The sequence below is a fragment of the Kitasatospora sp. NPDC004240 genome (assembly GCF_053603215.1).
The window spans coordinates 1-24,381 of sequence record NZ_JBSGFD010000039.1 but is presented as its reverse complement, the minus strand read 5'-3'; the positions used below and the strand labels follow the sequence as shown (position 1 = coordinate 24,381).

Sequence of the window (24,381 nt, the reverse complement as noted above, 5' to 3'; positions counted from 1 at the left end):
GCAGCCTCCGTACGAGCACCCCCGGCCTGAGCACCCCCGGCATGAGCACCCCCCGCACGGACAGCCCCCGCACGGACAACCCCCCGTCCCGCCGCACCCTCCTCGCCGCCGGCACCACCGCGGGCCTCGCCGCCCTCGGTCTCGCCGCACCGGTCCTCACCGCCTGCACCCCCGCCCCCGCCACCCCGGGCACCGCCGCCGACGCCGCCGCGGCGGCCACCCCGCGCGCCGGAGGACGGCTGCGCGCCGTCTTCGCCGGCGGCGGCGCCAACGAGACCCTCGACCCGCACCTGACCAACCTCTTCGCCGACGCGGCCCGCGCCAAGGCCCTGTACGACAAGCTCGCCGACCTCGGCCCCGACCTGGCCGCCGTCCCCCGGCTGGCGAGCGGCTGGGAGCCCAACCCCACCCTCGACGTGTGGACGGTGCGGCTGCGCCGGGCCGCCTTCCACGACGGCCGCCCGGTGACCGCCGCCGACGTGCTGTACAGCTACCGCCGGATCGCCGACCCCGGGCGGGCCTTTCGGGCCAAGGCCTCGCTGGAGCCGGTCGACCTCGCCGCCAGCCGGGCCGTCGACGCCGCCACCGTCGAGTTCCGCCTCAAGCGCCCCTACGCCGAATTCCCCAACGTGCTGGCCGCGTTCGGTGCCTACATCGTCCCCGAGGGCACCGAGGACTTCGGCCGGCCGGTCGGCAGCGGCCCGTTCGCCTTCGTCTCGTTCCGGCCCGGCGCCTCCCTGCTGCTCCGCCGCCACCCGGACCACTGGGACGGCGCCCCGCACCTGGACGAGCTGGAGATCCTGGTGGCCAACGAGGAGTCCGCCCGGGTCAACGCCCTGCTCGGCGGACAGGCCGAGTACGCCCACGAGTTGGCCCCCGCCACCGCCCGCGCCCACCAGGGCGGCGGACGGATCGGCATCGTCCGGCTGCGCAACAGCGCCATGCAGGGCTTCGTGATGAAGACCGACCGGCCGCCCTTCGACGACCGGCGGGTCCGCCAGGCCTTCTTCCTGATCGCGGACCGGCAGGAGCTGGTGGACGGCGCGCTCTCCGGGGCCGGCGAGATCGGCAACGACCTCTTCGGCAAGGGCGCCCGGTACTACCCGGCCGGTCTGCCGCAGCGCGTCCAGGACCTCGACCGGGCCCGCGCCCTGCTGCGCGAGGCCGGTGCCGAGGGCCTGCGGGTCACCCTGGACACCTCCCCGGTCGCGGCGGGCTTCGTCGAGGCCGCCGGGATCTTCAAGGAGCAGGCGGCGAGGGCCGGCGTCACCGTGGAGGTCAGGGTGGGGAACAAGGACACGTACTGGAAGGACATCCTGGACGGCGGAGTCCTCGCCTCCTACCGCTCCGGCGCGCTGCCGATCGAGTCCCACCTCTCGCAGCGGCTGCTCAGCGGCTCGACCACCAACGCCACCCACTGGCGGCACCGCGACTTCGACGACCTGTACACCCAGGCGCAGTCGACCGGGGACGACGCCGCCCGCACCGCGCTCTACGAGCGGATGCAGCGCCGGCTGTACGAGGAGGGCGGCTTCCTGATCTGGGGCTTCGCCGACTGGATCGTCGGCACCTCGACCCGGCTGCGCGGCATACGCTCCGACGCCCCCGCCAACACGCTGGACTGGGCCCGCTTCGACAAGGTCTGGCTGGCGTGAGCCCCCTGCGCGGATGGTTCGGCCGTCGGCTGCTGCTCGGAGCGGTCCAGGCGGCGGCCGTGCCGGTCCTGGTCTTCGCGCTCACCGAGACGCTGCCGGGGGACGCCGCGGTGGCCCTCGCCGGGGACGACCCGGACCCGGCGCGGATCGCGCTGATCCGTGCCCGGATGGGCCTCGACCGGCCCGCCGGGGAGCGCTTCCTGGACTGGGCGGGGGAGCTCGCCCACCTGGACCTCGGCGTCTCGCTGGTCTCCGGCCGCCCGGTGGCCGGCTACCTGGCGGACGGGCTGGCCCCGACCCTGCTGCTGGCCGGCCTCACCCTCGCCCTGCTGGTCCCGGTGGGCCTGGGCCTGGGCATGCTGGCCGCCCGCCGGGAGGGCGGCCCGCTGGACCGCGTGATCAGCACCCTCGCCCTCGCCCTGTACGCGGTACCGGAGTTCGCCCTCGGGGTGCTGCTGACCTCGGTGTTCGCGCTGCGTCTCGGCTGGCTGCCGCCGACCGCGGTCGGCGGGGTGTGGCAGCAGCCGGCGGTGCTGGTGCTGCCGGTGGCGGTGCTGCTGGCCCGTCCCGTCTGCTCGATCGCCCGGCTGGTCCGGGCCGGTTCGATCGAGGCGCTGGCGGCCCCGTACGCGGTGCACGCCCGCCGGTGCGGGGTCCCGGCGGGCCGGGTGCGGTGGGCGCACGCGCTGCCCAACGCGCTGGCCCCGGCCGTCCAGCAACTCGCCCGCACCGCCGACTGGTTGCTCTGCGGGGTGATCGTGGCGGAGGCGCTGTTCGTGATCCCCGGCCTCGGCACGGTGCTGCTGGACGCGGTGGCGGCCCGGGACGTCCCGGTGGTCCAGGGGCTCGCGGTGCTGTTCGGCCTGGTCGCGGTGGTGCTCAACCTGGGCGCCGACCTGGTCGCCCGGCGGCTGGCCCCGCGCGCGGAGGTGGCCGGATGAGGTCCCGCTACGCGCTGGGGGCGGCCCTGGTCGCCGTCCCGCTGCTGCTCGCCCTGTTCGGCCCGCTGATCGCCGGCGAACCGGGCCCGCGCGCGGTCTCCTTCACCACCGGCGGCGGTCACTGGCTCGGCACCGACTTCACCGGCCGGGACGTCTGGCGCCAGGTCCTGCTCGGCGGCCGCCCGGTGGTGCTGGTCGCGCTGGCGGCCACCGCGTTGGCGTACGCGCTGGCGCTGCCGCTCGCCCTGGCCGCCGCGCTCACCGGTCGGTCCTGGCTGGAGGAACTGCTGCTGCGGCCGCTGGACGTGCTGATCGCGATCCCCTCGCTGCTGCTGGTGCTGCTGGTCGCCACCGCCCTGCGGCCCGGCCCGGCGGGGCTGACCCTGCTGGTCGCGCTGGCCGCCGTCCCCGACGTGGCGCGGGTGGTGCACGCGGCGGCGGTCGAGGCGGCGGCCCGGCCGGTGGTGGAGGCGCTGCGGCTGCACGGCGAGTCCTGGTGGCGGATCGCCTTCGACCAGGTGGCCCGGACCGTCCGGCGCACCCTCGCCGCCGACGCGGGCACCCGGCTGGTCGGCGCGCTCTACCTGGTCAGCACGGCCGCCTTCCTGGGCGTCGGGGTGGAGACGGACGCCGCCGACTGGGCGGTGATGGTCGACCGCAACCGGCCCGGCCTCTTCCTCCAGCCCTGGGCGGTGGTCGTCCCCGCGCTGCTGATCGCCGGCCTGTCCACCGGCACCAACCTGCTGTTCGACGCGGCCCTCCAGGGCCGGCCCGCCCTCCGGCGGACGCCCGCCCTCCGGAGCCCACGGAACGCGGCCCCGCGTGGCCCGCGGAAGGAGGCACGCGGATGACCGAGCCGGCCGCGCTGGCCGTGATCGAGGACCTGCGGATCGAGGTGGCCGGCCGCGCCCTGGTCGACGGGGTCGCCCTGCGGGTGCGGCCCGGCCGGGTGACCGCGCTGGTCGGGCCCTCCGGCAGCGGCAAGACCACCACCGCCCTCGCCCTGCTCGGCGAGTACCCGCCCGGCGCCCTGGTCCGCGGCACGGTGACCACCGGCGCGGGCCCGGTCGGGTACGTGCCGCAGCACCCCGCCGCCGTGCTCAACCCGGCCCGCCGGGTCGGCGTCCTGCTGCGCGACATCGCCCGGCGCACCGGCGGCGGCCCCGGAGCCGTCCGCGAGGCCCTGCGGCAGGCGCAGCTCACCGAGGTCGAGGCGGTGGCCCGGCGCTACCCGCACCAGCTCTCCGGCGGACAGCAGCAGCGCGTGGTGCTCGCCCAGGCGCTGCTGCTCGGAGCCCGGGTGATCGTCGCCGACGAGCCCACCACCGGCCAGGACGAGGCCACCAAGCGACGGATCACCGCCGAGCTGGCCGCCCTCGTGGCGGGCGGCATCGGCCTGGTCCTGCTCAGCCACGACCTGGACGTGGTCAGGGAGTTGGCCGACGAGGTGGTGGTCCTGCGGCAGGGGCGCACGGTCGCGGCCGGGCCGCCCTCGGCGGTCCTGCCCGCGCCCGCGGCCGCCCCCGGCCGTGCCGCCGGACCTCCTGCGGGGCCGGTCCGGCTGGAGGTCGCCGGGCTCACCGCCCGCCACCCCGGCGGGGCGCCCGTGCTGCACGGGGTCGGCTTCGGCCTGCGTGCGGGGGAGTGCCTGGCCCTGACCGGCCGTTCCGGCAGCGGCAAGACCACCCTCGGCCGCTGCCTCGCCGGCCTGCACCCGCGCCACCACGGCACCGTCCTGCTCGACGGCCGCCCGCTGCCGCGCGCCACCCGGCACCGCGACCGGGCCCGACTCGCCGCCGTGCAGTACGTGTTCCAGGACGCCCGGGCCGCCTTCGCGGAGCACCGCCCGATCGCCGACCAGGTGGCCCGGGCCGCCGTCCGGCTGCGCGGCCGGTCCGCCGGGGAGGCCCGCCGGGAGGCGCTGGACCTGCTCGGCGCACTCGGCCTCACCGCCGGCCAGGCCGCCCGGACGCCCGCCGGGCTCTCCGGCGGGGAGCTCCAACGGGCCGCGTTGGCGCGGGCGTTGATCGTCCGTCCGGAGGTGCTGGTCTGCGACGAGATCACCTCCGGCCTGGACACCGTCACCCGGGAGGCGATCCTCGACGAGCTCGCCGCCCGGCGGGCCGCCGAGGGGCTGGCGGTCGTCCTGATCACCCACGATCCCGCGGCGGCGGCCCGCGCCGACACCGTGGCCGAACTGGCCGCGGGCCGGCTCGTCCACCACGGCTCCGCCGCCGCCACCACGGCCCCGGCGCCCCGCTGACGGGCTGTCGGAGGGCTGGTCTAGAGTCCCGGCATGAACTCCGCGATTCCCACCGATGCCGATCTCGCCAAGCTGGTCGACGTGCTGCTCGCCGACGAGGACGAGGGCCGCGACCGGGCCGGGCTGGAGGCCTTCGCCCGCGAGCGCTTCGCCGCCGAGGTGCCGGGCGAGCTGCCCGACCACTGGTGGATCGCCGTTCCGGGGGAGACCTACGAGGCGGCGTTCGAGGTGCTCGGCCTGCACGACCGGATCCCGGTCACCGTGCGCTACGGCCACGACTCCCAGCCGAACGACGACAAGTTCACCCCGGAGCCCGTGTACCGGGTGTTCATCACCCCCGAGTACGCCGGCTGGCGGCTGATCTACGCCAACAGCCCGCTCGGGCAGAACCAGTGGTGGTACTTCGACGTCGCCGAGCGGCTCAGCAAGGCCTGCGGCCGGGCCCAGGCGTACTACCAGGACCCGTTCGCCGACGGCATGATCTGGGCGGCCGCGGAGGACGGCGTCCTGGTGCGCTCGTACGCCCGTAGCGGCGAGCCCGAGTGGACCGGCGAGCCGCTGCCCTGGGAGGAGGTGCTGACCGTGGACGACTTCGACGACCAGGAGCACTACGAGGACCACTACCTGGAGCCCAACCAGTCCGAGTGCGCCGACGTCAACACCGCCGCCGCCCACCTCTCGCTGGACCCCTCGATGATCACCGCCGACACCCCGGTCCGCGGCCACGCCTGGCTGGCCCTGACCGTCGCCGGCGCCGGCTTCGACGGCTTCGACGAGACCCCGGAGCTCTGACGGCCCTCGCCCCGGTCCGCGTGCCGTGCCGCGCCCCGGTCACCTTCTGAGCCTAGGCTGAGGGCGTCCGGGCGGCCCGAACGGCCGCGGGGAGCCGGGAGGGGCCCGGCGGGCGGGCGGAGGAGGTACGGATGGGCAGCGGTGGGAGCTCCGACGAGTCCGCCCCGGTGCGCTGCGTGGCGGCCGTGCCGTGCTGGGTGAGCCTGATGGCCCACGATCTCGACGGGGCGAAGGCCTTCTACGGCCCGCTGCTCGGCTGGGACTTCGAACCCGGACCGGACCGCTTCGGCCCGTACGTGCACGCGGTGGCCGGCGGCGAGGCGGTCGCGGGCCTGGGCACGTCCGGCGCCGGCTGGGGCATGCCGGTCGCCTGGACCAGCTACTTCGGCACCGAGAGCGCGGACTACGCCGCGGACGCCGTCCGTGAGCGCGGGGCGACCCTGGCGGTCGGCCCGCTGGCCTTCGACGCCGGCCGGGTGGCCTTCGCGGCCGACCCGGCCGGCGCGGTCTTCGGCATCTGGGAGGGGCCGCTCGGCCGCGCCCGGAAGCTGGACCTGCCGGGCGCGCCGGTCTGGATCGAGCTGCGCACGCCCGACCCGTTCGCCGCGGCGCTCTTCTACGGCGAGGTGTTCCGCTGGGACGGCCGCGACCCGGAGCAGTTCGAGGTGCGCTGGGAGCACGACCGGGTGGTGCTGCGCGCCGAGGGCCACAGCGTGGCGGCGCTCGCCCGCGAGCAGGCCGGCGGCCCGGCCGGCATGCCGCCGCACTGGGAGGTCTCCTTCTCGGTGCCGGACACCGACGCGGCGGTGGAGCGGGCCCGCGGGCTCGGCGGCGCGACGCTCGGCCCCGCCTTCGACTCCCCGTACGGCCGGGTGGCCCGGCTGCAGGACCCCGAGGGCGGCCGGTTCGCGGTGATCAGCCCCAAGGGCTGAACGGGTGAGCCGCCCCCGGCCCCGGACCGGCCGGGCGGCTCAGGCCTCCGCCACCCGCTCCGCCCGCAGCCGGTCGCCCAGCTCGCCCCGGACGGCGGCGGGCAGCGCCTTGCGGGCGGCCGGGTAGAGCCGCGCCTCCTCGGTCGCCAGGTGACGCCGGACGATGTCGGTCAGGCCGCCCAGCAGGGTGATGAACACCGGGTCGCCCGGTGACAGTCCTTGCAGGTCGGAGAGGTACTGGCCGATCGCCAGGTGCTCGTGGATGCTCGCGAACACCAGCGACCCGCCGCCCGTCACGTCGTGCTGGACGGCCGGGAACAGGTGCTCCTCCTCGGCGGCGCAGTGGCTGAACAGCAGATCGGTCAGCCGGGTCAGCAGCTCGGCCCGCTCGGGCCCGCCCTCGGGGGCGGTCTCCAGGCGGGCGAGCAGGTCGGTGACCGCCTGGTGCTCCGCGGTCAGCTCGCCGAGGATGTCCGGCCTGCGGCTCATGGTCGCCTCGCCCGTCTCGCTGGTACTGGCACTTCCAGTATCCGGCCCGGCGTGCGGTCCCGGGTGAACCCGCGGGTCAGCACCGACCGGCCGGCGCGGGGCGGCTCACGGCCGGTCGCGACGGCCGGTGAGCGCCAGCAGCCGGGTCTGCGGGCTCGCGTCGTCGGGGACCGGCAGCGGCGGGTCGAACAGGCCGCTGCCGGAGAGGTCGCCGTACCCGCCGATCTCGGTCAGCGCGAAGTCGACCAGCGCGGCGGGCAGCCGGGTGCGCCGGTTGATGCCCTCCGCGAGGTCCCAGGTGTGCACGACCGCGTCGGCGGTGAGCTGGTCCAGGTAGGCCCGCGAGGAGACCTCGCCGTACGACAGGTGGACGGTGAGCCCGGTCGAGCCGGGCACCCGGAACGCGTCCGCGGCGGCCTGCGCGGCGGTGGTCCAGGCGGCGACCGGGTCGTCGCCCAGCACGTCGCCGTCGAAGCGGTCACCGACCTCGCCGATCGTCGCGCCCATCAGCAGCTCCGGCACCCAGAGCTGCTCGGCGGTGAGGTGGTTGACGAGGTCCCGGACGGACCACTCGGTGCACGGCGTCGGATCCCCCCACTGCCCGGGCGCGACCAGCCGCACCCGGCTGCCGAACTCGTCCAACGCCTCCTCGTACGGCGCGGCGGGGCGCGCCTTGTCACGCTGAGCCATACCTCCACCCTCCCGCACCCGGCCCCACCCCACCACCGGTCACCCGCACCCGGTCCCTCCCGCCCCTTCTCCCGCCCGGTCCCGCCCGCCCGCACCTTGCCTGCCCGCGCCGCGCCCCGCACCCCGCCCACCCGCGCCGCGAGCCGCCCCTCCCGGCCTCCCGCCCCCGCCGGACGGCGGGCTCGAAGACCCCCCGAAGGCAAGTTGTTCAAATTCAAACTTCCGGGTACGGTCAAACTCGCTGTTCGAATTTGAACAACCTCCCGCTCCCGACCCCGATGGAGACGACCATGCCGAGCACCAGCCCGAGCACGACCGCCCCCACCGCCGCCACGGCCTCCCCGCACGCCTACGACGCCGGCCTCCTGCTGCTGAGGCTGGCCCTCGGCCTGACGATGGCCGCGCACGGCAGCCAGAAGCTGTTCGGCTGGTTCGGCGGTGGCGGGCTCGACGGCACCGGGAAGTTCTTCACGATGAGCGGCTACCCGGCCGGCGACGCGATGGCCGTGGTGGCCGGTCTCAGCGAGACGCTGGGCGGCCTCGCGCTGGCCGTCGGCCTGCTCACCCCGCTGGCCGCCGCCGCGCTGGTCGGCGTGATGGTCAACGCGCTCGCGGTGACCTGGGGCGGTGGCTTCTTCGCGCCGAAGGGCAGCGAGTACGAACTGCTGCTGACCGCCGGCGCCGCCGCGCTCGCGCTGACCGGGCCGGGCCGCTACGCCGTGGACCGCTTCCTGCCGGTGGTCCGCGCGCACCGCCTGGCGTACGGCGCGGCCGCCCTCGTGGTGGGCCTGGCGACCGCCGGCGTGACCCTCCTGCTGCGCAAGTAGTGGGTGGTCCGGCCCGGTTCGCCAAGTGGCGGACGGGCCGCCGTAGTTCATCGCCCGACGGAACGGCCGTCGCGACGGGAGGTCAGATCCCCCTGTCGCGGCGGCCGTTCCGGTCGTGCTCACGTCACGGGCCTTCCCATGCGATGTGGCGTGTGCCATGGTACATGTCACACTCCCCACCGTGCGTACGGCGTGTGCCACCCCTCGGCGCCGCCGTGAACGGTCCTCGCTCCGTTACGGCCGCGCCCCCAACGCGGCCGATGAAGGCCCGGAGGCCCCCACGTGAGTACCGCCCGAATACTCCGACTGCCGCAACTGGCGCGGCTGTTGACCCTCGCGCTGGCGCTCTGCCTGGCGCTCGGCCTGTTCGCCCCGAGCGGTCAGGCCGCCCCCGCCCCGACCGCGCCCGCCCCGGCCGGCGGCCCCGGCTCGGGCTCCGGTTCCGGCTCCGACGCGTGGGCCCCGCAGCCCGCCCCCGGCAGCTCGCGGCAGACCGCGGAGGCCGAGCACGGCACCGGTGAGGGCGTCGCCGCCCGGGAGCGCGTGCCGCTCACCCCGGACCTGACCACGCTCGCGTCCGCCAAGTCCCTCGGCCTGCAGGCCCCTTCGGCCGCCGCGGCCGCCGCGTGCAACACCGCCGACTTCACCAACCGCAGCGGCGACGCCCTGGTCCAGCTGATCAAGGCGTCCGAGACCGGCTGCGTCAACCAACTGTTCAGCCTCACCGGCAGCGCCGCCCACGGCGCCTTCCGGGAGGCCCAGATGGTGACCGTGGCGGACGCGCTGCGCGCCAACGCCGCCGCGTACCCGGGTGACAACAGCACCTCGACGGCCCAGCTGGTGCTCTTCCTGCGGGCCGGCTACTTCGTCCAGTGGTACAACGCCGACGCGGTCGGCACCTACGGCACCGCCCTGCGGACCTCGATCCGCGGCGCGCTGGACACCTTCTTCAACAGCGCCCACTCCCGCGACGTCACCGCAGCCAACGCCGGCATCCTCGGCGAGTCGGTCGTCCTGATCGACAGCTCACTGGAGAACGCCCGCTACCTCCCGGTCGTCAAGCGGATCCTGACGGACTACGACCCGGCGAGGTACAACGGCGTGCAGGGCATGGCGGGCGCGGTCAACGGCGTCTTCACCGTGCTGTTCCGCGGCCACCAGATGACCGGGTTCCCGGCCGCGGTCGAGGCCGACCCGAGCGTGCTCGACACCCTGTACTCCTTCGCCGCGCGTAACAGCGCGCTGCTCGGCACCGACTTCGGCTACCTGGTCTACAACGCCACCCGCGAGCTCGGCCGCTTCCTGCAGTACGGCACGCTCCAGCCGAAGACCCGTCCGCTGCTCGCGGGCCTGGCACAGCAGAGCTCCCCGAGCGGGCGCACCGCCTACCAGTGGGCCGCCGTCGCCGAGATGGTCGCCGAGTACGACGCGGCCAACACCGCCTACTACGGCACCACCGACGCGGCCGCCCGGCTGCGCGCCGGCATCCTGACGGTCACGCACAGCTGCAGCCCGAGCATCCGGGTGCTGGCCCAGCAGGTGACCCCCGAGCAGCTGAACACCGCCTGCCAGAGCCTGATCTCCCAGGACGCGTACTTCCACTCGGTCGCCCGGGACAACGGGCCGGTGGCCGATGACCGCAACGGCACCATCGAGGTCGTGGTCTTCGACACCCGCTTCGACTACCAGGTGTTCGCCGCCGCGATCTACGGCATCCGCACCGACAACGGCGGCATGTACCTGGAGGGCAACCCGGCCGCGGCCGGCAACCAGCCGCGCTTCCTCGCCTACGAGGCGGACTGGGTGAAGCCCGAGTTCCAGGTGTGGAACCTCAACCACGAGTACACCCACTACCTCGACGGCCGGTTCGACATGCACGGCGACTTCAACGCCGGCGTGACCACCCCGACCATCTGGTGGATCGAGGGCTTCGCCGAGTACGTCTCGTACTCCTACCGCAAGGTGACCTACGACGCGGCGATCGCCGAGGCGGGCAAGCACACCTACGCGCTGAGCACCCTGTTCGACACCACGTACGAGAACACCAACAGCGACCGCACCTACCGCTGGGGCTACCTGGCCGTGCGCTACATGCTGGAGAAGCACCGGGCGGACGTGGACGCGGTGCTGGCCAAGTACCGTACGGGGGACTGGAACGGCGCCCGGACGCTGCTGAAGACCACCATCGGTACCCGCTACGACGCCGACTTCGACGCCTGGCTGACCGCCTGCGCCGCCGGTGCCTGCGGGACCACCCAGCCGCCCGCCAACAAGGCGCCGACGGCCGCGTTCACCGCCTCCGTCAACGGGCTGAGCGTCACCTTCGGCGACCTGTCCACCGACGCCGACGGCACCGTGGTGGCCCGGAGCTGGAACTTCGGCGACGGCTCCGGCTCCACCACCGCCAACCCGTACAAGACCTACTCGGCGGCCGGTACCTACACCGTGACCCTGACGGTCACCGACGACAAGGGCGCCAAGGCGACCAGCAGCCGCAGCCTGGTCGTCGGTGCGGCGGCCGAGTGCACCGACCCCGACCCGCGGAAGCTGGACCGCAACTGCCGGCGGGTCAACGTCACGGCCGCGACCGGCAATTACGCCCACTTCTACCTGTACGTGCCGGCCGGGACCAGGAACCTGACCGTCACCAGCAGCGGCGGCACCGGCAACGGCGACCTGTACTACAACGCCACCGGCTGGGCCTACACCGACAGCTACACCACCCGCTCGGCCCAGGCCGGCAACGGTGAGAGCCTGACCGTGACGGACCCGCCGGCCGGGTACGTGTACTTCAGCCTCTACGCCCAGGAGGGCTTCTCCGGGGCGACGGTCACCGCACGCTACTGACCGCGTCGCCGTACGGATGACCCCGTCGCCGTACGGACGGTGGCCCCGGCCGAGCGCACCCGCGCCCGCCGGGGCCACCGGCGTGCCCCCGGCCCACCCGTCCGCCCCTCCCGTGCGGCCCACCCGTCCGTCCCTCCGCCCTCCCGCCCGCCTCACTCGCCGATCCGGACCAGCGCCAGCGTGATGTTGTCCGGGCCGCCCGCCTCGATCGCGGCCTTCCACAGCTCGAACGCGGCCCGGCCGTCGGCCCGTTCGGCCTCGTCGAGGGAGTGGACGAGGACCTGGTGGAGCTCCTCCTCGGTGACCGGGTCGGTGAGGCCGTCGCTGCACACCAGATAGCGGTCGCCGGCCGCCAGCGGTGCCTCGTTCACGTGCGGCTCGACGTAGGTCAGGCCGAGCGAGCCGCCGAGGGTCTGGGTGACCACGGAGGTGGTCCGCGCGCCGGGCGCGGGCGGCGGGCTGTCGTCGACGCTGACCCGGGTGAGGCCTTCGCCCCCGATCCGGTAGACCCGGCTGTCGCCCACGTTGAAGACCACCGCCCGCTCGGGGAGCAGCAGCACACCGGCCACCGTGGTGCCCATCGCGGCCAGCTCGGGTTCGCCGGCCGCGGCCGCGTACACCGCGCGGTTGCAGTCCCGGAGCTCCTCGCGGACGGTCTCCTCGCCGTCCAGGGACGGGCCGTCGGCGGCCAGCCGGCAGGCGACCAGGGCGCTCGCCACCTCGCCGCCCGGGTGGCCGCCGAGGCCGTCGGCCACCGCGACCACGCAGGGCGGGCCGAGCGGGAAGAGCAGGGTCTGCGGATTGGTGGTGACCGTCGCGCAGAGTGTCCACGGTCCGACGGTCAGGCTGTCCTCGTTGTGCTCCCGGATCAGTCCCTCGTGGCTCAGCGCGCTCACCGCGATATAGCCCGCCATCGGCCTGCCGCCTTCCGGTACTCCGGGCCGGCCCTCTTCCGTGCACCTCCCATTGTGGCTCCCGCCCCGGGCGGCGGCCCCCGCGGCGGGGGTGGGCGGGCCCGCAGTGGGGTGGGCGGGCCCGTGACGGGCCGGGAACAGCCCCGGGCCGCCCGGTGCTAGGATGGTTGAAACTTTGACGATCGGCTCGATCGAGTCGACCGCCTGGAGCACCTGGAGCGTGGTGAGCAGCATGCAGTTCGGAATCTTCACCGTTGGTGACGTCACCCCCGACCCCACCACCGGCCGCACCCCGACCGAGCACGAGCGGATCAAGGCCATGGTGGCCATCGCCCGCAAGGCCGAGGAGGTCGGTCTGGACGTCTTCGCGACCGGTGAGCACCACAACCCGCCGTTCGTGCCGTCCTCGCCGACCACCATGCTCGGCTACATAGCCGCGCAGACCGAGCGGATCATCCTCTCCACCTCGACCACCCTGATCACCACCAACGACCCGGTGAAGATCGCCGAGGACTTCGCCATGCTCCAGCACCTGGCCGAGGGCCGGGTGGACGTGATGATGGGCCGCGGCAACACCGGCCCGGTCTACCCGTGGTTCGGCAAGGACATCCGCCAGGGCATCCCGCTCGCCGTCGAGAACTACGCGCTGCTGCACCAGCTCTGGCGCGAGGACGTGGTCGACTGGCAGGGCCGCTTCCGCACCCCGCTGCAGTCCTTCACCTCCACCCCGCGCCCGCTGGACGGCGTGCCGCCGTTCGTCTGGCACGGCTCGATCCGCAGCCCGGAGATCGCCGAGCAGGCCGCGTACTACGGCGACGGCTTCTTCGCCAACAACATCTTCTGGCCCAAGGAGCACTTCCAGAAGCTGATCGACCTCTACCGCGCCCGCTACGCCCACTACGGCCACGGCACGCCCGAGCAGGCGTACGTCGGCCTCGGCGGGCAGGTGTTCATGCGGAAGAACTCGCAGGACGCGGTGCGGGAGTTCCGCCCGTACTTCGACAACGCCCCGGTGTACGGCCACGGGCCCTCGCTGGAGGAGTTCACCGAGCAGACGCCGCTCACCGTGGGCAGCCCGCAGGAGGTCATCGAGAAGACGCTGACCTTCCGCGACTCCTTCGGCGACTACCAGCGCCAGCTGTTCCTGATGGACCACGCCGGCCTGCCGCTGAAGACCGTGCTGGAGCAGCTCGACCTGCTCGGTGAGGAGGTCGTGCCGGTGCTGCGCGAGGAGTTCGCCAAGAACCGTCCGAGCGAGGTGCCGGACGGACCGACGCACGCCGCCCGGGTGGCCGAGCGGCTGCGGGAGCCGGAGGTGACGCCGTGACCGGGATCGTCGTGATCAGCGCCGGACTGAGCAAGCCGTCCTCGACGCGGCTGCTGGCCGACCGTCTGGCGGAGGCGACGACCCGCCGGCTCGGCGGCGGGGAGGTGACGGTGATCGAGCTGCGCGACCTCGCGACCGAGATCGCCCACAACTTCGTCACCGGATTCCCCGGGGCGCGGCTGCGTGAGGCGGTCGAGGCGGTGACCCGGGCGGACGCCGTGATCGCGGTGACACCGATCTTCACCGCCTCGTACAGCGGCTTGTTCAAGTCCTTCTTCGACGTGATCGACAACGACGCGCTCACCGGCAAGCCGGTGCTGATCGCCGCCACCGGCGGCACGCCCCGGCACTCCCTCGCCCTGGAGCACGCCGTCCGTCCGCTCTTCACCTACCTGCGGGCGGTGGTCGTCCCCACCGCGGTCTACGCGGCCACCGACGACTGGGGCGGCGCCGGCGACGCGCACACCGACGGCCTGCCGGCCCGGATCGAGCGCGCCGCGGGCGAGCTGGCCGCGCTGCTGGCGGGCCGCCCGGCGGCGGTGCCGGGCCAGCAGACCGAGGAGGTCGTGCCCTTCGCCGAGCAGCTGGCGGCGCTGCGGACCGGCTGAGCCGCCGTCACCGCGAGGGCGGGCCGTGGTGGCGACCACGGCCCGCCCCGGCGCGTCCGGCGGGGTCCGGGCGGAGGTGCGCAGGAACGGAGAGGCGCAGGAGCGGACGGCGGGTCAGGCGGACGGCCGGGCCGGGACGGGGGACTCCTGCTCCACCCGCGCGTCGTAGCGCGCCCGGGCCGCGGCGATCTCCTGCCGGTGCGACTCCGTCCAGGTCACCAGCGACCGGATGGTGGTGTGCAGGGTGCGGCCGAGGGGGGTCAGCGCGTAGTCCACCCGGGGCGGCACCACGGGGTGGACGGTGCGCAACACCAGCCCGTCCCGCTCCAGTTGGCGCAGGGTCACGGTCAGCATCCGCTGGCTGACGCCGTCGATCTCCCGCCGCAGCTCGGTGAACCGCAGCGAACGGCGGTCCAGCAGGGCGATCACCAGCAGCGACCACTTGTCGGCGATCCGGTCGAGGATCTGCCGGACCTCGCAGTCCTCCCGGGAGTCCCACTGGAGGACGTCGTAGTCGGCCTCGGTTCCCGTGCAGTGACTCGGTGACTTCGAAGTGCCTTCTTCCACGTCTCCCGATGCTGCCGCAGGATGGCGGTGGTTACAAGAGGGAACTGACAGGCCGTGAGAGAACCGCGCCGGCCGCCGCCCTCGCCTTCCCCGCCGCGAGGAGACATCGCATGTCCGTGTCATCAGCCGTGCCCGAAACCGCCCCGGCGCCCCCGCCGGCCGGCCCGCAACGGATCACCGGCCGGCCCGCCGCCGTCCTGCTCGTCCTGTGCGGGGCGATCTTCCTGGAGGGCATCGACGTCGCGATGCTCAACGTGGCGCTGCCCGCCATCCGCGCCGACCTGGGCATGGACACCGGCGCGCTGAGCTGGGTGCTCAGCGCGTACGTCCTCGGCTACGGCGGGTTCATGCTGCTCGGCGGCCGGACGGCCGACCTGTTCGGCCGGCGCCGGATGTTCCTGCTCTGGCTCACCGTGTTCGTCCTCTTCTCCGGCCTCGGCGGGCTCGCCACCGAGGGCTGGGTGCTGATCCTCGCCCGCTTCGTCACCGGGCTGTCCGCCGCCTTCATGACCCCCGCCGGGCTGGCGATCATCACCACCACCTTCGAGGAGGGCGCCCGGCGCAACCGCGCCCTGCTGGTCTACGCGGGCACCGCGGCCGCCGGGTTCTCCCTCGGCCTGGTGGCGGGCGGCCTGCTCGCCGCCGTCAGCTGGCGCTGGGTGTTCTTCGCCCCGGTCCTGCTCGCCGGAGCCCTGCTGGTCGCCGCCCTCCCGCTGATCCCGCGCGACCCGGACGGCGGGCGGCCCGGCGGCCGCTTCGACCTGGCCGGCGCCGTCACCGCCACCGGCGCGATGCTGCTGCTCGTCCACACCGTCGTCCGGCTCGGCGAACCGGACGCGGCCGTCGGCCGGACCGTCGCCACGGCGGCCGGCGGACTGCTCCTGCTGGCGGCCTTCGTCGCGGTCGAACGCCGCTCGGCCTCGCCGCTGGTGCGCCTGGGCATCCTCCGGTCCGGCCCCCTGGTGCGGGCCAACCTCGGCGCGATGCTCTTCGCCGGTTCGTTCTTCGGCTTCCAGTTCGTGGTGACCCTCTACCTCCAGGACCTGCGCGGCTGGTCCTCCCTGCAGACCGGCCTGGCCCTGCTCGCGATCGGCGTCGACGCCGTCCTCGCCCCCACGCTCACCCCCAGGCTGGTCGAGCGGTACGGCAACGTGCGGGTGATCCTCGGCGGCTTCTGCCTCGCCGTGCTCTCCTACGCGCTGTTCCTGCCGGTCGGACTCGACTGGACGTACCCGATGATGTTCCCGACCATGCTGCTCACCGGCCTCGCCTTCGCCCTCGCGTACGGGCCGCTGACCATCGCCGCCACCGACGGCGTCGCGGAGGAGGAGCAGGGGCTGGCCGGCGGCCTGCTCAACACCTCCTTCCAGTTCGGCGCGGCGCTCGGCCTGTCGGTGGTGACGGCCGTCAACCTCGCCGTCACCGACGCGTCCGGCGCGGTCCTCGCGGGCGAGGCGGGTCTCGACGGCTTCCGTGCCGCGCTGGTGGTGCCCGTCGTGGCGGTGGCCCTGGGCGCGGTGGTCACCGCCACGGGCCTGCGCCGCCGTACCGCCGCCTGATCCGCCCGCCGCCCCCTCCGGGCCCGCCGCCCCCGCCGGGCCCCTGCCGGACCTCCGTCCGGTAGGGGCCCGGGTGCGTCCGGGGTGCGTGTTGACCGTGGCGATATGTCCGCTGTGCGGTGTAATCGTCCGCGTGATCAGACGTGCGCCGGCCGCCACCCCGCCACCCCGGCCGGCCGGGCCCCAGGCCTCCTGACCCGTCCGGAGCTGACATGCCACCCCAACCGCAGGCCGTGCTCGCCCCGCTCACCCGCGCGGCGCTCTTCCTCACCCTCACCGTCGACCCCGGCGGCGAGGACACCGTCCGCGCGCTGCTGCCCGACCTCGCCGCCCTGCGTCGGGCGGTCGGCTTCCGGGCCCTGGACGGCGGGCTCACCTGCGTCACCGGCATCGGCTCCGCCGTCTGGGACCGCCTCTTCGCCGGCCCCCGGCCCGCCGGACTGCACCCCTTCACCGAGCTCGACGGCCCCCGCCACCGGGCCCCGGCCACCCCCGGCGACCTGCTGCTGCACATCCGGGCCGAGCGGCCCGACCTCTGCTTCGAGCTCGCCTCCCAGATCACCGGGCGGCTGGCCGGGGCCGCCACCGTCGTCGACTCCGTCCACGGCTTCCGCTACTTCGACGACCGCGACCTGATGGGCTTTGTCGACGGCACCGAGAACCCCACCGGCCCGGCCGCCACGGCCGCCGTCGTCGTCGACGACGAGGACCCGGACTTCGCCGGCGGCAGCTACGTCGTCGTGCAGAAGTACCGGCACGACCTCACCGCCTGGAACGCCCTCCCGGTGGAGCGGCAGGAGCGGGCGGTCGGCCGGACCAAGCTCACCAACATCGAACTCGACGACGACACCATGCCCGCCGACTCGCACGTCGCCCTGACCACCCTGCCGGACGCCGACGGCCGCCCCCAGGAGATCCTGCGGGCCAACATGGCGTTCGGCACCTTCGACGCGGACGGCGGCGAGTTCGGCACGTACTTCATCGGCTACTCGCGCACCCCCGGGGTCACCGAACGGATGCTGCGCAACATGTTCCTCGGCGACCCGCCGGGCAGCGGGCACGACCGGATCCTCGACTTCTCGACCGCCGTCACCGGCGCGCTCTTCTTCGCCCCGGCCGCGGACCTCCTGGCCGACCCGCCACCGGCCCCCGCGGCCGCCGCTGCACCCGCGCCGGCCGCCGCCGTTCCCGCCGCCACCGCCGTTCCCGTCGGGGCGTCGGCCACCGACGGCTCGCTCGGCATCGGCAGCCTCCGACGCGCCCGCTGAGCCGAGGACCTCCCGAATCCAAGGACCTCCCCGAATCCAAGGACCCCCGGAAAGGGACCCCGCACCATGAACAACCTGCACCGCGACCTCGCCCCCATCTCCGCCGCGGCCTGGGCGGAGATCGAGGAGGAGGCCCGCCAGACCTTCGAGCTCCACATCGCCGGCCGCCGCGTCGTCGACCTCGACGGCCCGGACGGTCCCGCCCTCGCCGCCGTCGGCACCGGCCACCTCACCGGGATCGCCGGCCCCGCCGACGGCGTCATCGCCCACGCCCGGGACACCCGGCCGGTCGTCGAGCTGCGGGTGCCGTTCACGGTGAGCCGCGAGGCCGTCGACGACGTGGAACGCGGCGCCAAGGACTCCGACTGGCAGCCGGTCAAGGACGCCGCCCGCACCATCGCGCTCGCCGAGGACCGCGCGATCTTCGCCGGCTACCCGGCCGCGGGCATCGAGGGCATCCGGGCCGGTGCCTCCAACCCGGAGATCGAGCTGCCCGCGGACGTCCGGGAGTACCCCAACGCGGTCAGCCGCGCCCTCACCGCGCTACGCCTCGCCGGCGTCGGCGGCCCGTACTCGCTGCTGCTCGGCGCGGACGCCTTCACGGCCGTCAACGAGACCTCCGACCACGGCTACCCGATCCACAACCACATCGCCCGGCTGCTCGACGGCGAGATCATCTGGGCCCCCGCGATCGACGGCGCCTTCCTGCTCTCCGCCCGCGGCGGCGACTTCCAGCTCCACCTCGGCCAGGACCTCTCGATCGGCTACCTCTCCCACGACGCCAAGAGCGTCCAGCTGTACCTCCAGGAGTCGCTGACCTTCCTGCTCCACACCGCCGAGGCGGCGGTGGCGCTGACCGGCTGAGCGGTCCGTCCGGGGACGTTCCCGTTCCCGTTCCCGCTTCCGTGCCGTTCCCGTTCCCGCGCCGGTCAGGGCCGGTCAGGGCCGGTCAGGGCCGGACGGGTGCGGGCCGGGGGCCGTCCGCCTCCCGGGCGGTCCAGGAGAGCAGCAGCCGCAGGGCGTCCTCGGAGTCGCTGCCGGGCACGGGGGCGTAGGTGATCAGCGCCTGGGTGGGGTCGTCGGCGCTGCGCAGGGTCTCGTACGCGAGCTCCAGCGTGCCGACGACCGGGTGGGTGAACCGCTTCGTCCCGGAGGTCTTGTCCCGGACCGGCAGTTCTGCCCACCAGGTGCGGAACTCCGGGCTCTTCACGGCGAGTTCGCCGATCAGCTCGCGCAGCCGGGGGTCGTCCGGGTACCGGCCCGCCTCCATGCTCAGATAGGCGACGTTCTCCTGCGCACAGGAGTCCCAGTCCGCGTACAGGGAGCGGGATTCGGGGCGCAGGAAGGTGATCCTGGCGATGTTCCGGGCGGACGGGTCCATGGCGTCGAGGTCGCCGAGCAGCGCGCTCGCCGCCCGGTTCCACGCCAGGACGTCCATCCGCCGTCCCATCACCAGGGCCGGCAGCTCCGGCAGCGACTCCAGCAGGGTGCGGAGCATCGGCCGGACCTCCTGGGGGCGTTCCGCGCCCGGCCGCCGCCGGCCGCGCGGGGCGGCGGAGGGCCGGGCGATCCGGTGCAGGTGCCGCGCCTCCTCCTCGTCCAGCCGCAGGGCGCGGGCGAGCGCGTCGAGCACCGCGGCCGAGGCGTTGCGGACCCGCCCCTGTTCCATCCGGGTGTAGTAGTCGACGCTGACCCCGGCGAGCTCGGCGATCTCCTCGCGGCGCAGTCCCGCCACCCGGCGCGGACCGAGGCCGCCGGGCAGGCCGACGTCCCGCGGGCCCAGCCGGGCGCGCCGGGAGCGGAGGAATGCGCCGAGACTCGTGGTGGTGGTCATGCGGCGATTCTCGCCGAGCGCGGCGGTGGGGTGCCTGGCCCTGTCAGGACCAGGCACCCCAGCGGGCCGGGGGCGACGGACGGGGGCGTCAGACGGCGACCTTCACCACCAGGCCGCCGTCCACCACCAGGTCCTGCCCGGTGATGTAGGCGGACCGCTCGGAGAGCAGGAAGGCCACCGCCTCGGCGACCTCCTCCGAGGTGCCCACCCGCCGGAGCAGCGGGGCGACCCGGGTGGCCTCGCGGGCCGCGTCCGCCACGATGATCTCGTCGTACATCTCCGTGTGGATGTAGCCGGGGCTCACCGAGTTCACCCGGATCCCGCGGTCGGCGAGGCCGGCGCTCATCGAACGGGCGAGGCTGTGCACGGCGGCCTTGGTGGCCGCGTACACCGGGGCCGGCGCCATCGCGCGGTGCAGGGTCCAGGAGGCGTTGATCACGACCGCGCCGCCGCCGGCCGCGTCCAGCAGCGGCAGGGCGCGCTGGACGGTGAAGAACACGCCCTTGAAGTTGACGTCGACCAGGTCGTCGAAGGCCTGCTCGGTGGTCTCCGCGACCGGTTCGAAGATCCCGATCCCGGCGTTGGCGAAGACCCCGTCGAGCCGCCCGTACCGCTGCCGGACCGCCTCCATCAGCCGGTCGGTGTCCGACAGGCTCGCCGCGTCGGCCCGGACGGTGAGCAGCCGCCCGCCGCCGTCGGACACGTCCGCCAGTTGTACGGCGGCGCGCTCCAGACGCTCCTCGGTGCGGCCGGTGACGACGACCGCGGCCCCCTCGGCCAGCAACTGCCGGGCCGTGGCCAGGCCCATCCCGCTCGTCCCGCCGGTGACCAGGACGACCTTGCCGGTGAACCCGGCCCGCTCAGTGGTGTTCTCGTTCATGACCATCACCCTGCCGGGGGCCCGGAGCCGCGACCAGGCCCCGCCGTTCCCGGGGACCACCTCTCCCCGGGACGGCCTCTCCCCGGGACCGCCGGGGCCACCCGGGGCGCGCGGACGGCGTCAGGAGGGGCGGCTGCCCGGGATCTTCCACCAGAGCAGCCACGAACCGGTGCCCAGGATCAGCATGTTGGCGACGATCTGCCAGGGCGCCTCGCCGAAGCCGGTGCCGCCCGTGTGCAGTTGGTCCAGCAGGAACTGCTTGGTGGCGAAGTACAGCACCACGTCGAACAGGACGATGCCCACCCAGGCCGCCGCCGGGTGCCAACGCGGCCTGGGCACGGCGTGGATGAGGGCCAGCACGCCGGTGACGGCCAGGGCCATCGGGACGAAGTCCTCGCGCACGCGGTCGAGGTAGTTCCACGGCAGCGCGGTTCCGGTGACCCACAGCAGCCCCATGCAGCCCACGAACCGCACCAGCACGGCCCCGAAGGCGCTCGCCGCCGGGGTGGCGGCGGGAGCGGCGGGTACGGCTGGCGCGGTGGGCGCGGTCGGCCCCGGGTGCGGGTGCGGGGCGTACCCGGCGGGCGGCACGGGCTGCCAGGTCTGCGCCGAGGAGCCGATCGGCGGCGCCGCCGAGGGCACCACCACCGGCGTCGGCGCGAACGGCCCCGGCGCCACCGGCCCCGGCCGGACGGCCTCCGTCGGCGTCCACACCGGGCCCGCCGCGCCCGCGGCCACACCGGTTCGCGCGACCCCGTCCAGGGTGGCGAGCGCCTGCTCGGCGGTCACCCGCAGCGCCGGGTCCTTGGTCAGCAGCCCGCCCAGCAGCGGCGCCAGCACGCCCGCCCGTACCGCGGGGCGGGGCTCCTTGATCGCCACCGCGACACACAGCGCGCCGAAGGTGCCCCCGGAGAAGGGGGCCTCGCCCTCGACCGCGCAGTAGAGCGTCGCGCCCAGCGACCACAGGTCGTTGGCGGGGGAGGGCGGCCGGCCCTCCAACTGCTCGGGGGCCATGTACGCGGGCGTCCCGATGACCACGCCGGTGCGGGTGAGGGCGGTGGTGGCGTCCGTCATGTGGGCGATGCCGAAGTCGGTGATGATCACCCGGTCGCCCATCAGCAGCACGTTGTCGGGCTTGAGGTCGCGGTGCACGATCCCGGCCGCGTGGGCCTCCCGCAACGCCTTGAGCATCGCCGCGCCGATCTCGGCGACCCGCTGCACCGGCAGCGCCCCGGAGCGGGCGATCAGCGCGCCCAGCGACTCCCCGGTGACGTACTCCATCACGATCGCGGGCGTGCCCTCGTGCTCGACCACGTCGTGCACGGTGATGATCCCCGGGTGGTTGAGCCGGGCCGCGGCGCGCGCCTCGCGCAGCACCCGCTGCAGGTAGTGGTCGCGCTCCTGGTCGGTGAGGCCGTGCGGCAGCAGCACCTCCTTCACCGCGACGTCCCGTCCGAGGGTCTCGTCCTGCCCCCGCCACACCCGGCCCATCCCGCCCTGGCCGATGAGGTCCAGGAGGCGGTAGCGGCCCCCGATCAGTGCCCCGCTCACTGCTGCCATGACGCCAGCCTAGCCCTCACCCGATCTTCCCCCGCCGTCGAAGGCCCGGTCAGGAACCGAAGTTGAGGGCGTACAGGGTGCGGGCCAGGTCGGCGGTGACGAAGTCCATCGGGACGGTTCCGAGCACCGGACGTGCGGCGCGGTCGAGCCCGCCCACGTACGAGCGGAGCTTGGGCGTGATGGCGTCGGCGGCCTGGCGCGGCCACAGGCCCCAGCCGCTGCTGGAGGTGAAGGTGAGGTACAGCCGCTGCGGGTCGGTGGAGGTGCGGGCGGCCTCCAGGTGCGACCTGACGCCGGGCCACTTGCGCGAGTTGAGCTCGAAGATGGTGCCGATCGAGTAGTCGTCGGCGATGTCGGTACGGGGACCGCCCCACCGCAGGCCCGGCAGCGCCGGGTTGTCCGCGAGCAGGACCACCCGGCCGCGCACCTCGCCGAGCGCGGGGACGCGGTCCTCGGTCCACAGCAGTCCGGGCCAGCGGCGCAGGTAGTCGGCGAAGACCGCCCCGAAGTCGGCCGCGGGTGCCTCGGAGTACTCCTGCTTGACCCGCATCACCAGGGTCTCACCGGGGTGCGCCGCCAGGAACGCCTGGCACCGGTTGAGCACGTCGCCGAAGAACAGGTGCTGGAACACCACGCCGTGGTGGATCGCGAACACCCCGTCGATCAGCCGGCAGCGGATGTCGAGGAACCGCACACCGGCGGCGAACTGTTCCGGCAGCCCCAGGGTCTGGGTCTGCGCCAGACCACCGCCGTACAGCGCGCAGCTGTCGTGGCTGCCGGGCAGGGTGATCCGCGCCAGCGGGGTGCGGGGGTCGAGCGCGGCCAGCCAGTCCGGGCCCGCCGGCACGGCCGTGGCCACCGCGGCCGGAGCCCCGGTCCCGAGGCCGGCCGCGGCCAGGGCGCCCACCAGGGCGGTGCGGCCGAAGGCGCGACGGCTGAGGGTACGGCTGAGAATGGCGTGCGGAGTCTCGGGCATGCGTGATTCCCCCCGGGTGGACGACCGGTCAGGCCGGCACGCCGCCAAGGCGGCATGTCCATTACTGACGAAGAGTCTCACTGTAGCCCCGACCCCGTGGCGGAGGACCCGGAACCGGAGCCTCCGTCAGATACGTCTTCGTCCGGGTGCGCGGGGGGAGGCCCCGGTGCGCGGGGGAGAGGCGGGGGAGATGGCGACGGACGGACCCACCCGGTGGCGGTACGGCCTCGGGGCGGGCGGCGCCGCGCTGACCGTGTCCGCGGTCCTGCTCGCCGGAGCGCTGGCCCGCCCCGGCGCGGTACCGAACACCGTGGGCCGGGCCGGGAGCCTGGTCGAGACCTTCCTGCCCTGGCTCGGCCTGCTCGTCCCGGTGCTGCTGGTGACGGCCCTGCTGCGCCGCTCGGTCGCCGCGCTCTGCGCGCTGCTGCTACCGGTGACCGCCTGGGCGGGTGCCTTCGGCGGACTGGCACTGCCCGCGTCCGGACCCGGCGGCGACCTCGGTGACCTCACGGTGGTGCAGCACAACGTCAGCGACGAGAACCCCGACCCTGCGGGCACCGCGCGGCGGCTCGCGGCCACCGGGGCCGGGCTGATCGCCCTGGAGGAGCTGACCCCGGCGAACCTGCCGGACACGGCCGCCGTCCTGGCGGCCGAGTACCCGTACCACGCCATCGTCGGCACGGTCGGCCTCTGGTCCCGCCACCCGCTGACCGAGGTGCGGCGGGTGGACATCCGGCCGGAGGACATCGGCGAGGGCTGGGACCGCGGCCTGCGGGCCACCGCCCGTACGCCGCGGGGCGAGGTCGCCGTGTACGTGGCGCACCTGCCCTCCGTCCGGATCGGCCCGGGCGGGCTGCGCTCGGCACGCCGGGACCGCAGCGCGGAACTCCTCGGTGCGGCGCTCGCGGCGGAGCCGCTGGAGCGGGTGATCCTGCTCGGCGACCTCAACGGCACCGTCGACGACCGCGGACTCGCCCCGCTCACCGGCCGGCTGCGGCCGCCCGCCACGGGTTTCGCCCTCAGCTGGCCCGCCGCCCTGCCGCTCGCCCGGATCGACCAGGTCCTCACCCGCTCCGCCGTGGCCACCGACATCCGGACCCTCCCGGCGACCGGCAGCGACCACCTCCCCGTGCTGGTCCGCGTCCGTCTGTGACCGGCCCCTCGGGGCCGTAGGGTACTGAGTTCCTTTACGAGGGGTACTGAGTGCCGTATCCTCTCGAACGAGCCTCTGACAACCGTCGAAGAGCGCCGACACGGCATCCCGGTTCAGGTGCGGCTGCTGTCCGCAGCGGCCCGCGTGGGCCGGCCTGGCACTCAGTACCCTCGGCACCGAAACTGAGGCCCTGGACCAGCACCCGTACAGGAGAACCGACCATGACCTTGAGGATCGTCGTCTGTGTGAAGTATGTGCCGGATGCGACGGGTGACCGTCGTTTCGCGGACGATCTCACC

The 24,381-nt window shown here is 74.6% G+C and carries 22 protein-coding genes; 14 read left to right on the top strand and 8 right to left on the bottom strand.

Translation table 11 applies throughout. The features are described from left to right. Positions 1-41 precede the first annotated feature (41 nt). From ACWEQL_RS13365 to ACWEQL_RS13340, 6 genes are all read left to right on the top strand, one after another. Entirely contained in the window at positions 42-1,655 is a 1,614-nt protein-coding gene (locus ACWEQL_RS13365) for an ABC transporter substrate-binding protein (RefSeq protein ID WP_452150383.1), read from the top strand. Next, positions 1,652-2,596, top strand: a complete 945-nt coding sequence (locus tag ACWEQL_RS13360; protein WP_452150355.1) for an ABC transporter permease — start codon at positions 1,652-1,654, stop codon at positions 2,594-2,596. The genes ACWEQL_RS13365 and ACWEQL_RS13360 overlap by 4 nt, the downstream gene beginning before the upstream one ends. Continuing rightward, entirely contained in the window at positions 2,593-3,447 is an 855-nt protein-coding gene (locus ACWEQL_RS13355; RefSeq protein WP_452150354.1) for an ABC transporter permease subunit, read from the top strand. The genes ACWEQL_RS13360 and ACWEQL_RS13355 overlap by 4 nt, the downstream gene beginning before the upstream one ends. Next, a complete protein-coding gene (locus tag ACWEQL_RS13350; protein ID WP_452150353.1) occupies positions 3,444-4,859 on the top strand; it encodes an ABC transporter ATP-binding protein in 1,416 nt (471 codons plus the stop codon). Before ACWEQL_RS13355 ends, ACWEQL_RS13350 begins: the two co-directional genes overlap by 4 nt. A gap of 33 nt (positions 4,860-4,892) precedes the next feature. After that, a complete protein-coding gene (locus ACWEQL_RS13345) occupies positions 4,893-5,651 on the top strand; it encodes a hypothetical protein (RefSeq protein WP_452150352.1) in 759 nt (252 codons plus the stop codon). A 131-nt stretch (positions 5,652-5,782) separates the two neighbouring features. After that, a complete protein-coding gene (locus ACWEQL_RS13340) occupies positions 5,783-6,583 on the top strand; it encodes a VOC family protein (RefSeq protein ID WP_452150351.1) in 801 nt (266 codons plus the stop codon). 39 nt (positions 6,584-6,622) lie between these two features. Here the strand turns inward: ACWEQL_RS13340 and ACWEQL_RS13335 are convergent, their stop codons facing one another. Next, positions 6,623-7,072 carry a hemerythrin domain-containing protein gene (locus tag ACWEQL_RS13335; RefSeq protein ID WP_452150350.1) on the bottom strand — a complete coding sequence of 150 codons (450 nt, stop codon included), beginning with the start codon at positions 7,070-7,072 and terminating at the stop codon, positions 6,623-6,625. Between the two features lie 105 nt (positions 7,073-7,177). Next, entirely contained in the window at positions 7,178-7,762 is a 585-nt protein-coding gene (locus tag ACWEQL_RS13330; RefSeq protein ID WP_452150349.1) for a TIGR03086 family metal-binding protein, read from the bottom strand. Positions 7,763-8,052: 290 nt separating this feature from the next. On the opposite strand from ACWEQL_RS13330, the gene ACWEQL_RS13325 reads away from it, so the two are divergent. Together ACWEQL_RS13325 and ACWEQL_RS13320 are read left to right on the top strand one after the other, a co-directional pair. Beyond that, positions 8,053-8,589 (top strand): DoxX family protein, encoded by a 537-nt coding sequence (locus tag ACWEQL_RS13325; protein WP_452150348.1) that lies wholly within the window; start codon positions 8,053-8,055, stop codon positions 8,587-8,589. Positions 8,590-8,871: 282 nt separating this feature from the next. Continuing rightward, positions 8,872-11,436, top strand: a complete 2,565-nt coding sequence (locus ACWEQL_RS13320) for a collagenase (RefSeq protein WP_452150347.1) — start codon at positions 8,872-8,874, stop codon at positions 11,434-11,436. 152 nt (positions 11,437-11,588) lie between these two features. Here ACWEQL_RS13320 and ACWEQL_RS13315 read toward each other — a convergent pair whose 3' ends face one another. Continuing rightward, complete coding sequence (locus ACWEQL_RS13315; RefSeq protein ID WP_452150346.1) at positions 11,589-12,350, bottom strand: PP2C family protein-serine/threonine phosphatase; 762 nt, start codon at positions 12,348-12,350, stop codon at positions 11,589-11,591. A 232-nt stretch (positions 12,351-12,582) separates the two neighbouring features. On the opposite strand from ACWEQL_RS13315, the gene ACWEQL_RS13310 reads away from it, so the two are divergent. Further along, a complete protein-coding gene (locus ACWEQL_RS13310) occupies positions 12,583-13,677 on the top strand; it encodes an LLM class flavin-dependent oxidoreductase (RefSeq protein ID WP_452150382.1) in 1,095 nt (364 codons plus the stop codon). Next, a complete protein-coding gene (locus ACWEQL_RS13305) occupies positions 13,674-14,285 on the top strand; it encodes an FMN reductase (RefSeq protein ID WP_452150345.1) in 612 nt (203 codons plus the stop codon). The genes ACWEQL_RS13310 and ACWEQL_RS13305 overlap by 4 nt, the downstream gene beginning before the upstream one ends. A gap of 114 nt (positions 14,286-14,399) precedes the next feature. On the opposite strand, the gene ACWEQL_RS13300 is transcribed toward ACWEQL_RS13305, so the two are convergent. Beyond that, positions 14,400-14,852 (bottom strand): winged helix-turn-helix transcriptional regulator, encoded by a 453-nt coding sequence (locus tag ACWEQL_RS13300; RefSeq protein WP_452150344.1) that lies wholly within the window; start codon positions 14,850-14,852, stop codon positions 14,400-14,402. Positions 14,853-14,962: 110 nt separating this feature from the next. Here ACWEQL_RS13300 and ACWEQL_RS13295 point away from each other — a divergent pair, with 110 nt between their 5' ends. From ACWEQL_RS13295 to ACWEQL_RS13285, 3 genes are all read left to right on the top strand, one after another. Then, the gene (locus tag ACWEQL_RS13295; RefSeq protein WP_452150343.1) at positions 14,963-16,411 is read left to right on the top strand and encodes an MFS transporter; all 1,449 of its coding nucleotides are present in this window, start codon (positions 14,963-14,965) and stop codon (positions 16,409-16,411) included. A gap of 212 nt (positions 16,412-16,623) precedes the next feature. Beyond that, entirely contained in the window at positions 16,624-17,679 is a 1,056-nt protein-coding gene (locus ACWEQL_RS13290; RefSeq protein WP_452150342.1) for a Dyp-type peroxidase, read from the top strand. 66 nt (positions 17,680-17,745) lie between these two features. Beyond that, positions 17,746-18,543 carry a family 1 encapsulin nanocompartment shell protein gene (locus tag ACWEQL_RS13285; protein ID WP_452150341.1) on the top strand — a complete coding sequence of 266 codons (798 nt, stop codon included), beginning with the start codon at positions 17,746-17,748 and terminating at the stop codon, positions 18,541-18,543. Positions 18,544-18,628: 85 nt separating this feature from the next. Here the strand turns inward: ACWEQL_RS13285 and ACWEQL_RS13280 are convergent, their stop codons facing one another. The 4 genes from ACWEQL_RS13280 to ACWEQL_RS13265 form a co-directional block, all read right to left on the bottom strand. Next, positions 18,629-19,513 carry a helix-turn-helix transcriptional regulator gene (locus ACWEQL_RS13280; protein ID WP_452150340.1) on the bottom strand — a complete coding sequence of 295 codons (885 nt, stop codon included), beginning with the start codon at positions 19,511-19,513 and terminating at the stop codon, positions 18,629-18,631. Positions 19,514-19,601: 88 nt separating this feature from the next. Further along, positions 19,602-20,393, bottom strand: a complete 792-nt coding sequence (locus ACWEQL_RS13275; RefSeq protein ID WP_452150339.1) for an SDR family NAD(P)-dependent oxidoreductase — start codon at positions 20,391-20,393, stop codon at positions 19,602-19,604. Positions 20,394-20,513: 120 nt separating this feature from the next. Next, a complete protein-coding gene (locus tag ACWEQL_RS13270) occupies positions 20,514-21,953 on the bottom strand; it encodes a protein kinase domain-containing protein (RefSeq protein ID WP_452150338.1) in 1,440 nt (479 codons plus the stop codon). 49 nt (positions 21,954-22,002) lie between these two features. Next, positions 22,003-22,929 (bottom strand): phosphatidylinositol-specific phospholipase C, encoded by a 927-nt coding sequence (locus ACWEQL_RS13265; protein ID WP_452150337.1) that lies wholly within the window; start codon positions 22,927-22,929, stop codon positions 22,003-22,005. A gap of 190 nt (positions 22,930-23,119) precedes the next feature. On the opposite strand from ACWEQL_RS13265, the gene ACWEQL_RS13260 reads away from it, so the two are divergent. Continuing rightward, positions 23,120-24,082 (top strand): endonuclease/exonuclease/phosphatase family protein, encoded by a 963-nt coding sequence (locus tag ACWEQL_RS13260; protein ID WP_452150336.1) that lies wholly within the window; start codon positions 23,120-23,122, stop codon positions 24,080-24,082. Positions 24,083-24,381 lie beyond the last annotated feature (299 nt).

Bases quoted from the DNA above. Each gene is read 5' to 3' on its own strand.
- ACWEQL_RS13365 (WP_452150383.1), top strand. From the start codon at position 42: ATGAGCACCCCCCGCACGGACAGCCCCCGCACGGACAACCCCCCGTCC.
- ACWEQL_RS13355 (WP_452150354.1), top strand. From the start codon at position 2,593: ATGAGGTCCCGCTACGCGCTGGGGGCGGCCCTGGTCGCCGTCCCGCTG.
- ACWEQL_RS13350 (WP_452150353.1), top strand. From the start codon at position 3,444: ATGACCGAGCCGGCCGCGCTGGCCGTGATCGAGGACCTGCGGATCGAG.
- ACWEQL_RS13345 (WP_452150352.1), top strand. From the start codon at position 4,893: ATGAACTCCGCGATTCCCACCGATGCCGATCTCGCCAAGCTGGTCGAC.
- ACWEQL_RS13340 (WP_452150351.1), top strand. From the start codon at position 5,783: ATGGGCAGCGGTGGGAGCTCCGACGAGTCCGCCCCGGTGCGCTGCGTG.
- ACWEQL_RS13335 (WP_452150350.1), bottom strand. From the start codon at position 7,072: ATGAGCCGCAGGCCGGACATCCTCGGCGAGCTGACCGCGGAGCACCAG.
- ACWEQL_RS13330 (WP_452150349.1), bottom strand. From the start codon at position 7,762: ATGGCTCAGCGTGACAAGGCGCGCCCCGCCGCGCCGTACGAGGAGGCG.
- ACWEQL_RS13325 (WP_452150348.1), top strand. From the start codon at position 8,053: ATGCCGAGCACCAGCCCGAGCACGACCGCCCCCACCGCCGCCACGGCC.
- ACWEQL_RS13315 (WP_452150346.1), bottom strand. From the start codon at position 12,350: ATGGCGGGCTATATCGCGGTGAGCGCGCTGAGCCACGAGGGACTGATC.
- ACWEQL_RS13310 (WP_452150382.1), top strand. From the start codon at position 12,583: ATGCAGTTCGGAATCTTCACCGTTGGTGACGTCACCCCCGACCCCACC.
- ACWEQL_RS13295 (WP_452150343.1), top strand. From the start codon at position 14,963: ATGTCCGTGTCATCAGCCGTGCCCGAAACCGCCCCGGCGCCCCCGCCG.
- ACWEQL_RS13290 (WP_452150342.1), top strand. From the start codon at position 16,624: ATGCCACCCCAACCGCAGGCCGTGCTCGCCCCGCTCACCCGCGCGGCG.
- ACWEQL_RS13285 (WP_452150341.1), top strand. From the start codon at position 17,746: ATGAACAACCTGCACCGCGACCTCGCCCCCATCTCCGCCGCGGCCTGG.
- ACWEQL_RS13280 (WP_452150340.1), bottom strand. From the start codon at position 19,513: ATGACCACCACCACGAGTCTCGGCGCATTCCTCCGCTCCCGGCGCGCC.
- ACWEQL_RS13275 (WP_452150339.1), bottom strand. From the start codon at position 20,393: ATGAACGAGAACACCACTGAGCGGGCCGGGTTCACCGGCAAGGTCGTC.
- ACWEQL_RS13270 (WP_452150338.1), bottom strand. From the start codon at position 21,953: ATGGCAGCAGTGAGCGGGGCACTGATCGGGGGCCGCTACCGCCTCCTG.
- ACWEQL_RS13265 (WP_452150337.1), bottom strand. From the start codon at position 22,929: ATGCCCGAGACTCCGCACGCCATTCTCAGCCGTACCCTCAGCCGTCGC.
- ACWEQL_RS13260 (WP_452150336.1), top strand. From the start codon at position 23,120: ATGGCGACGGACGGACCCACCCGGTGGCGGTACGGCCTCGGGGCGGGC.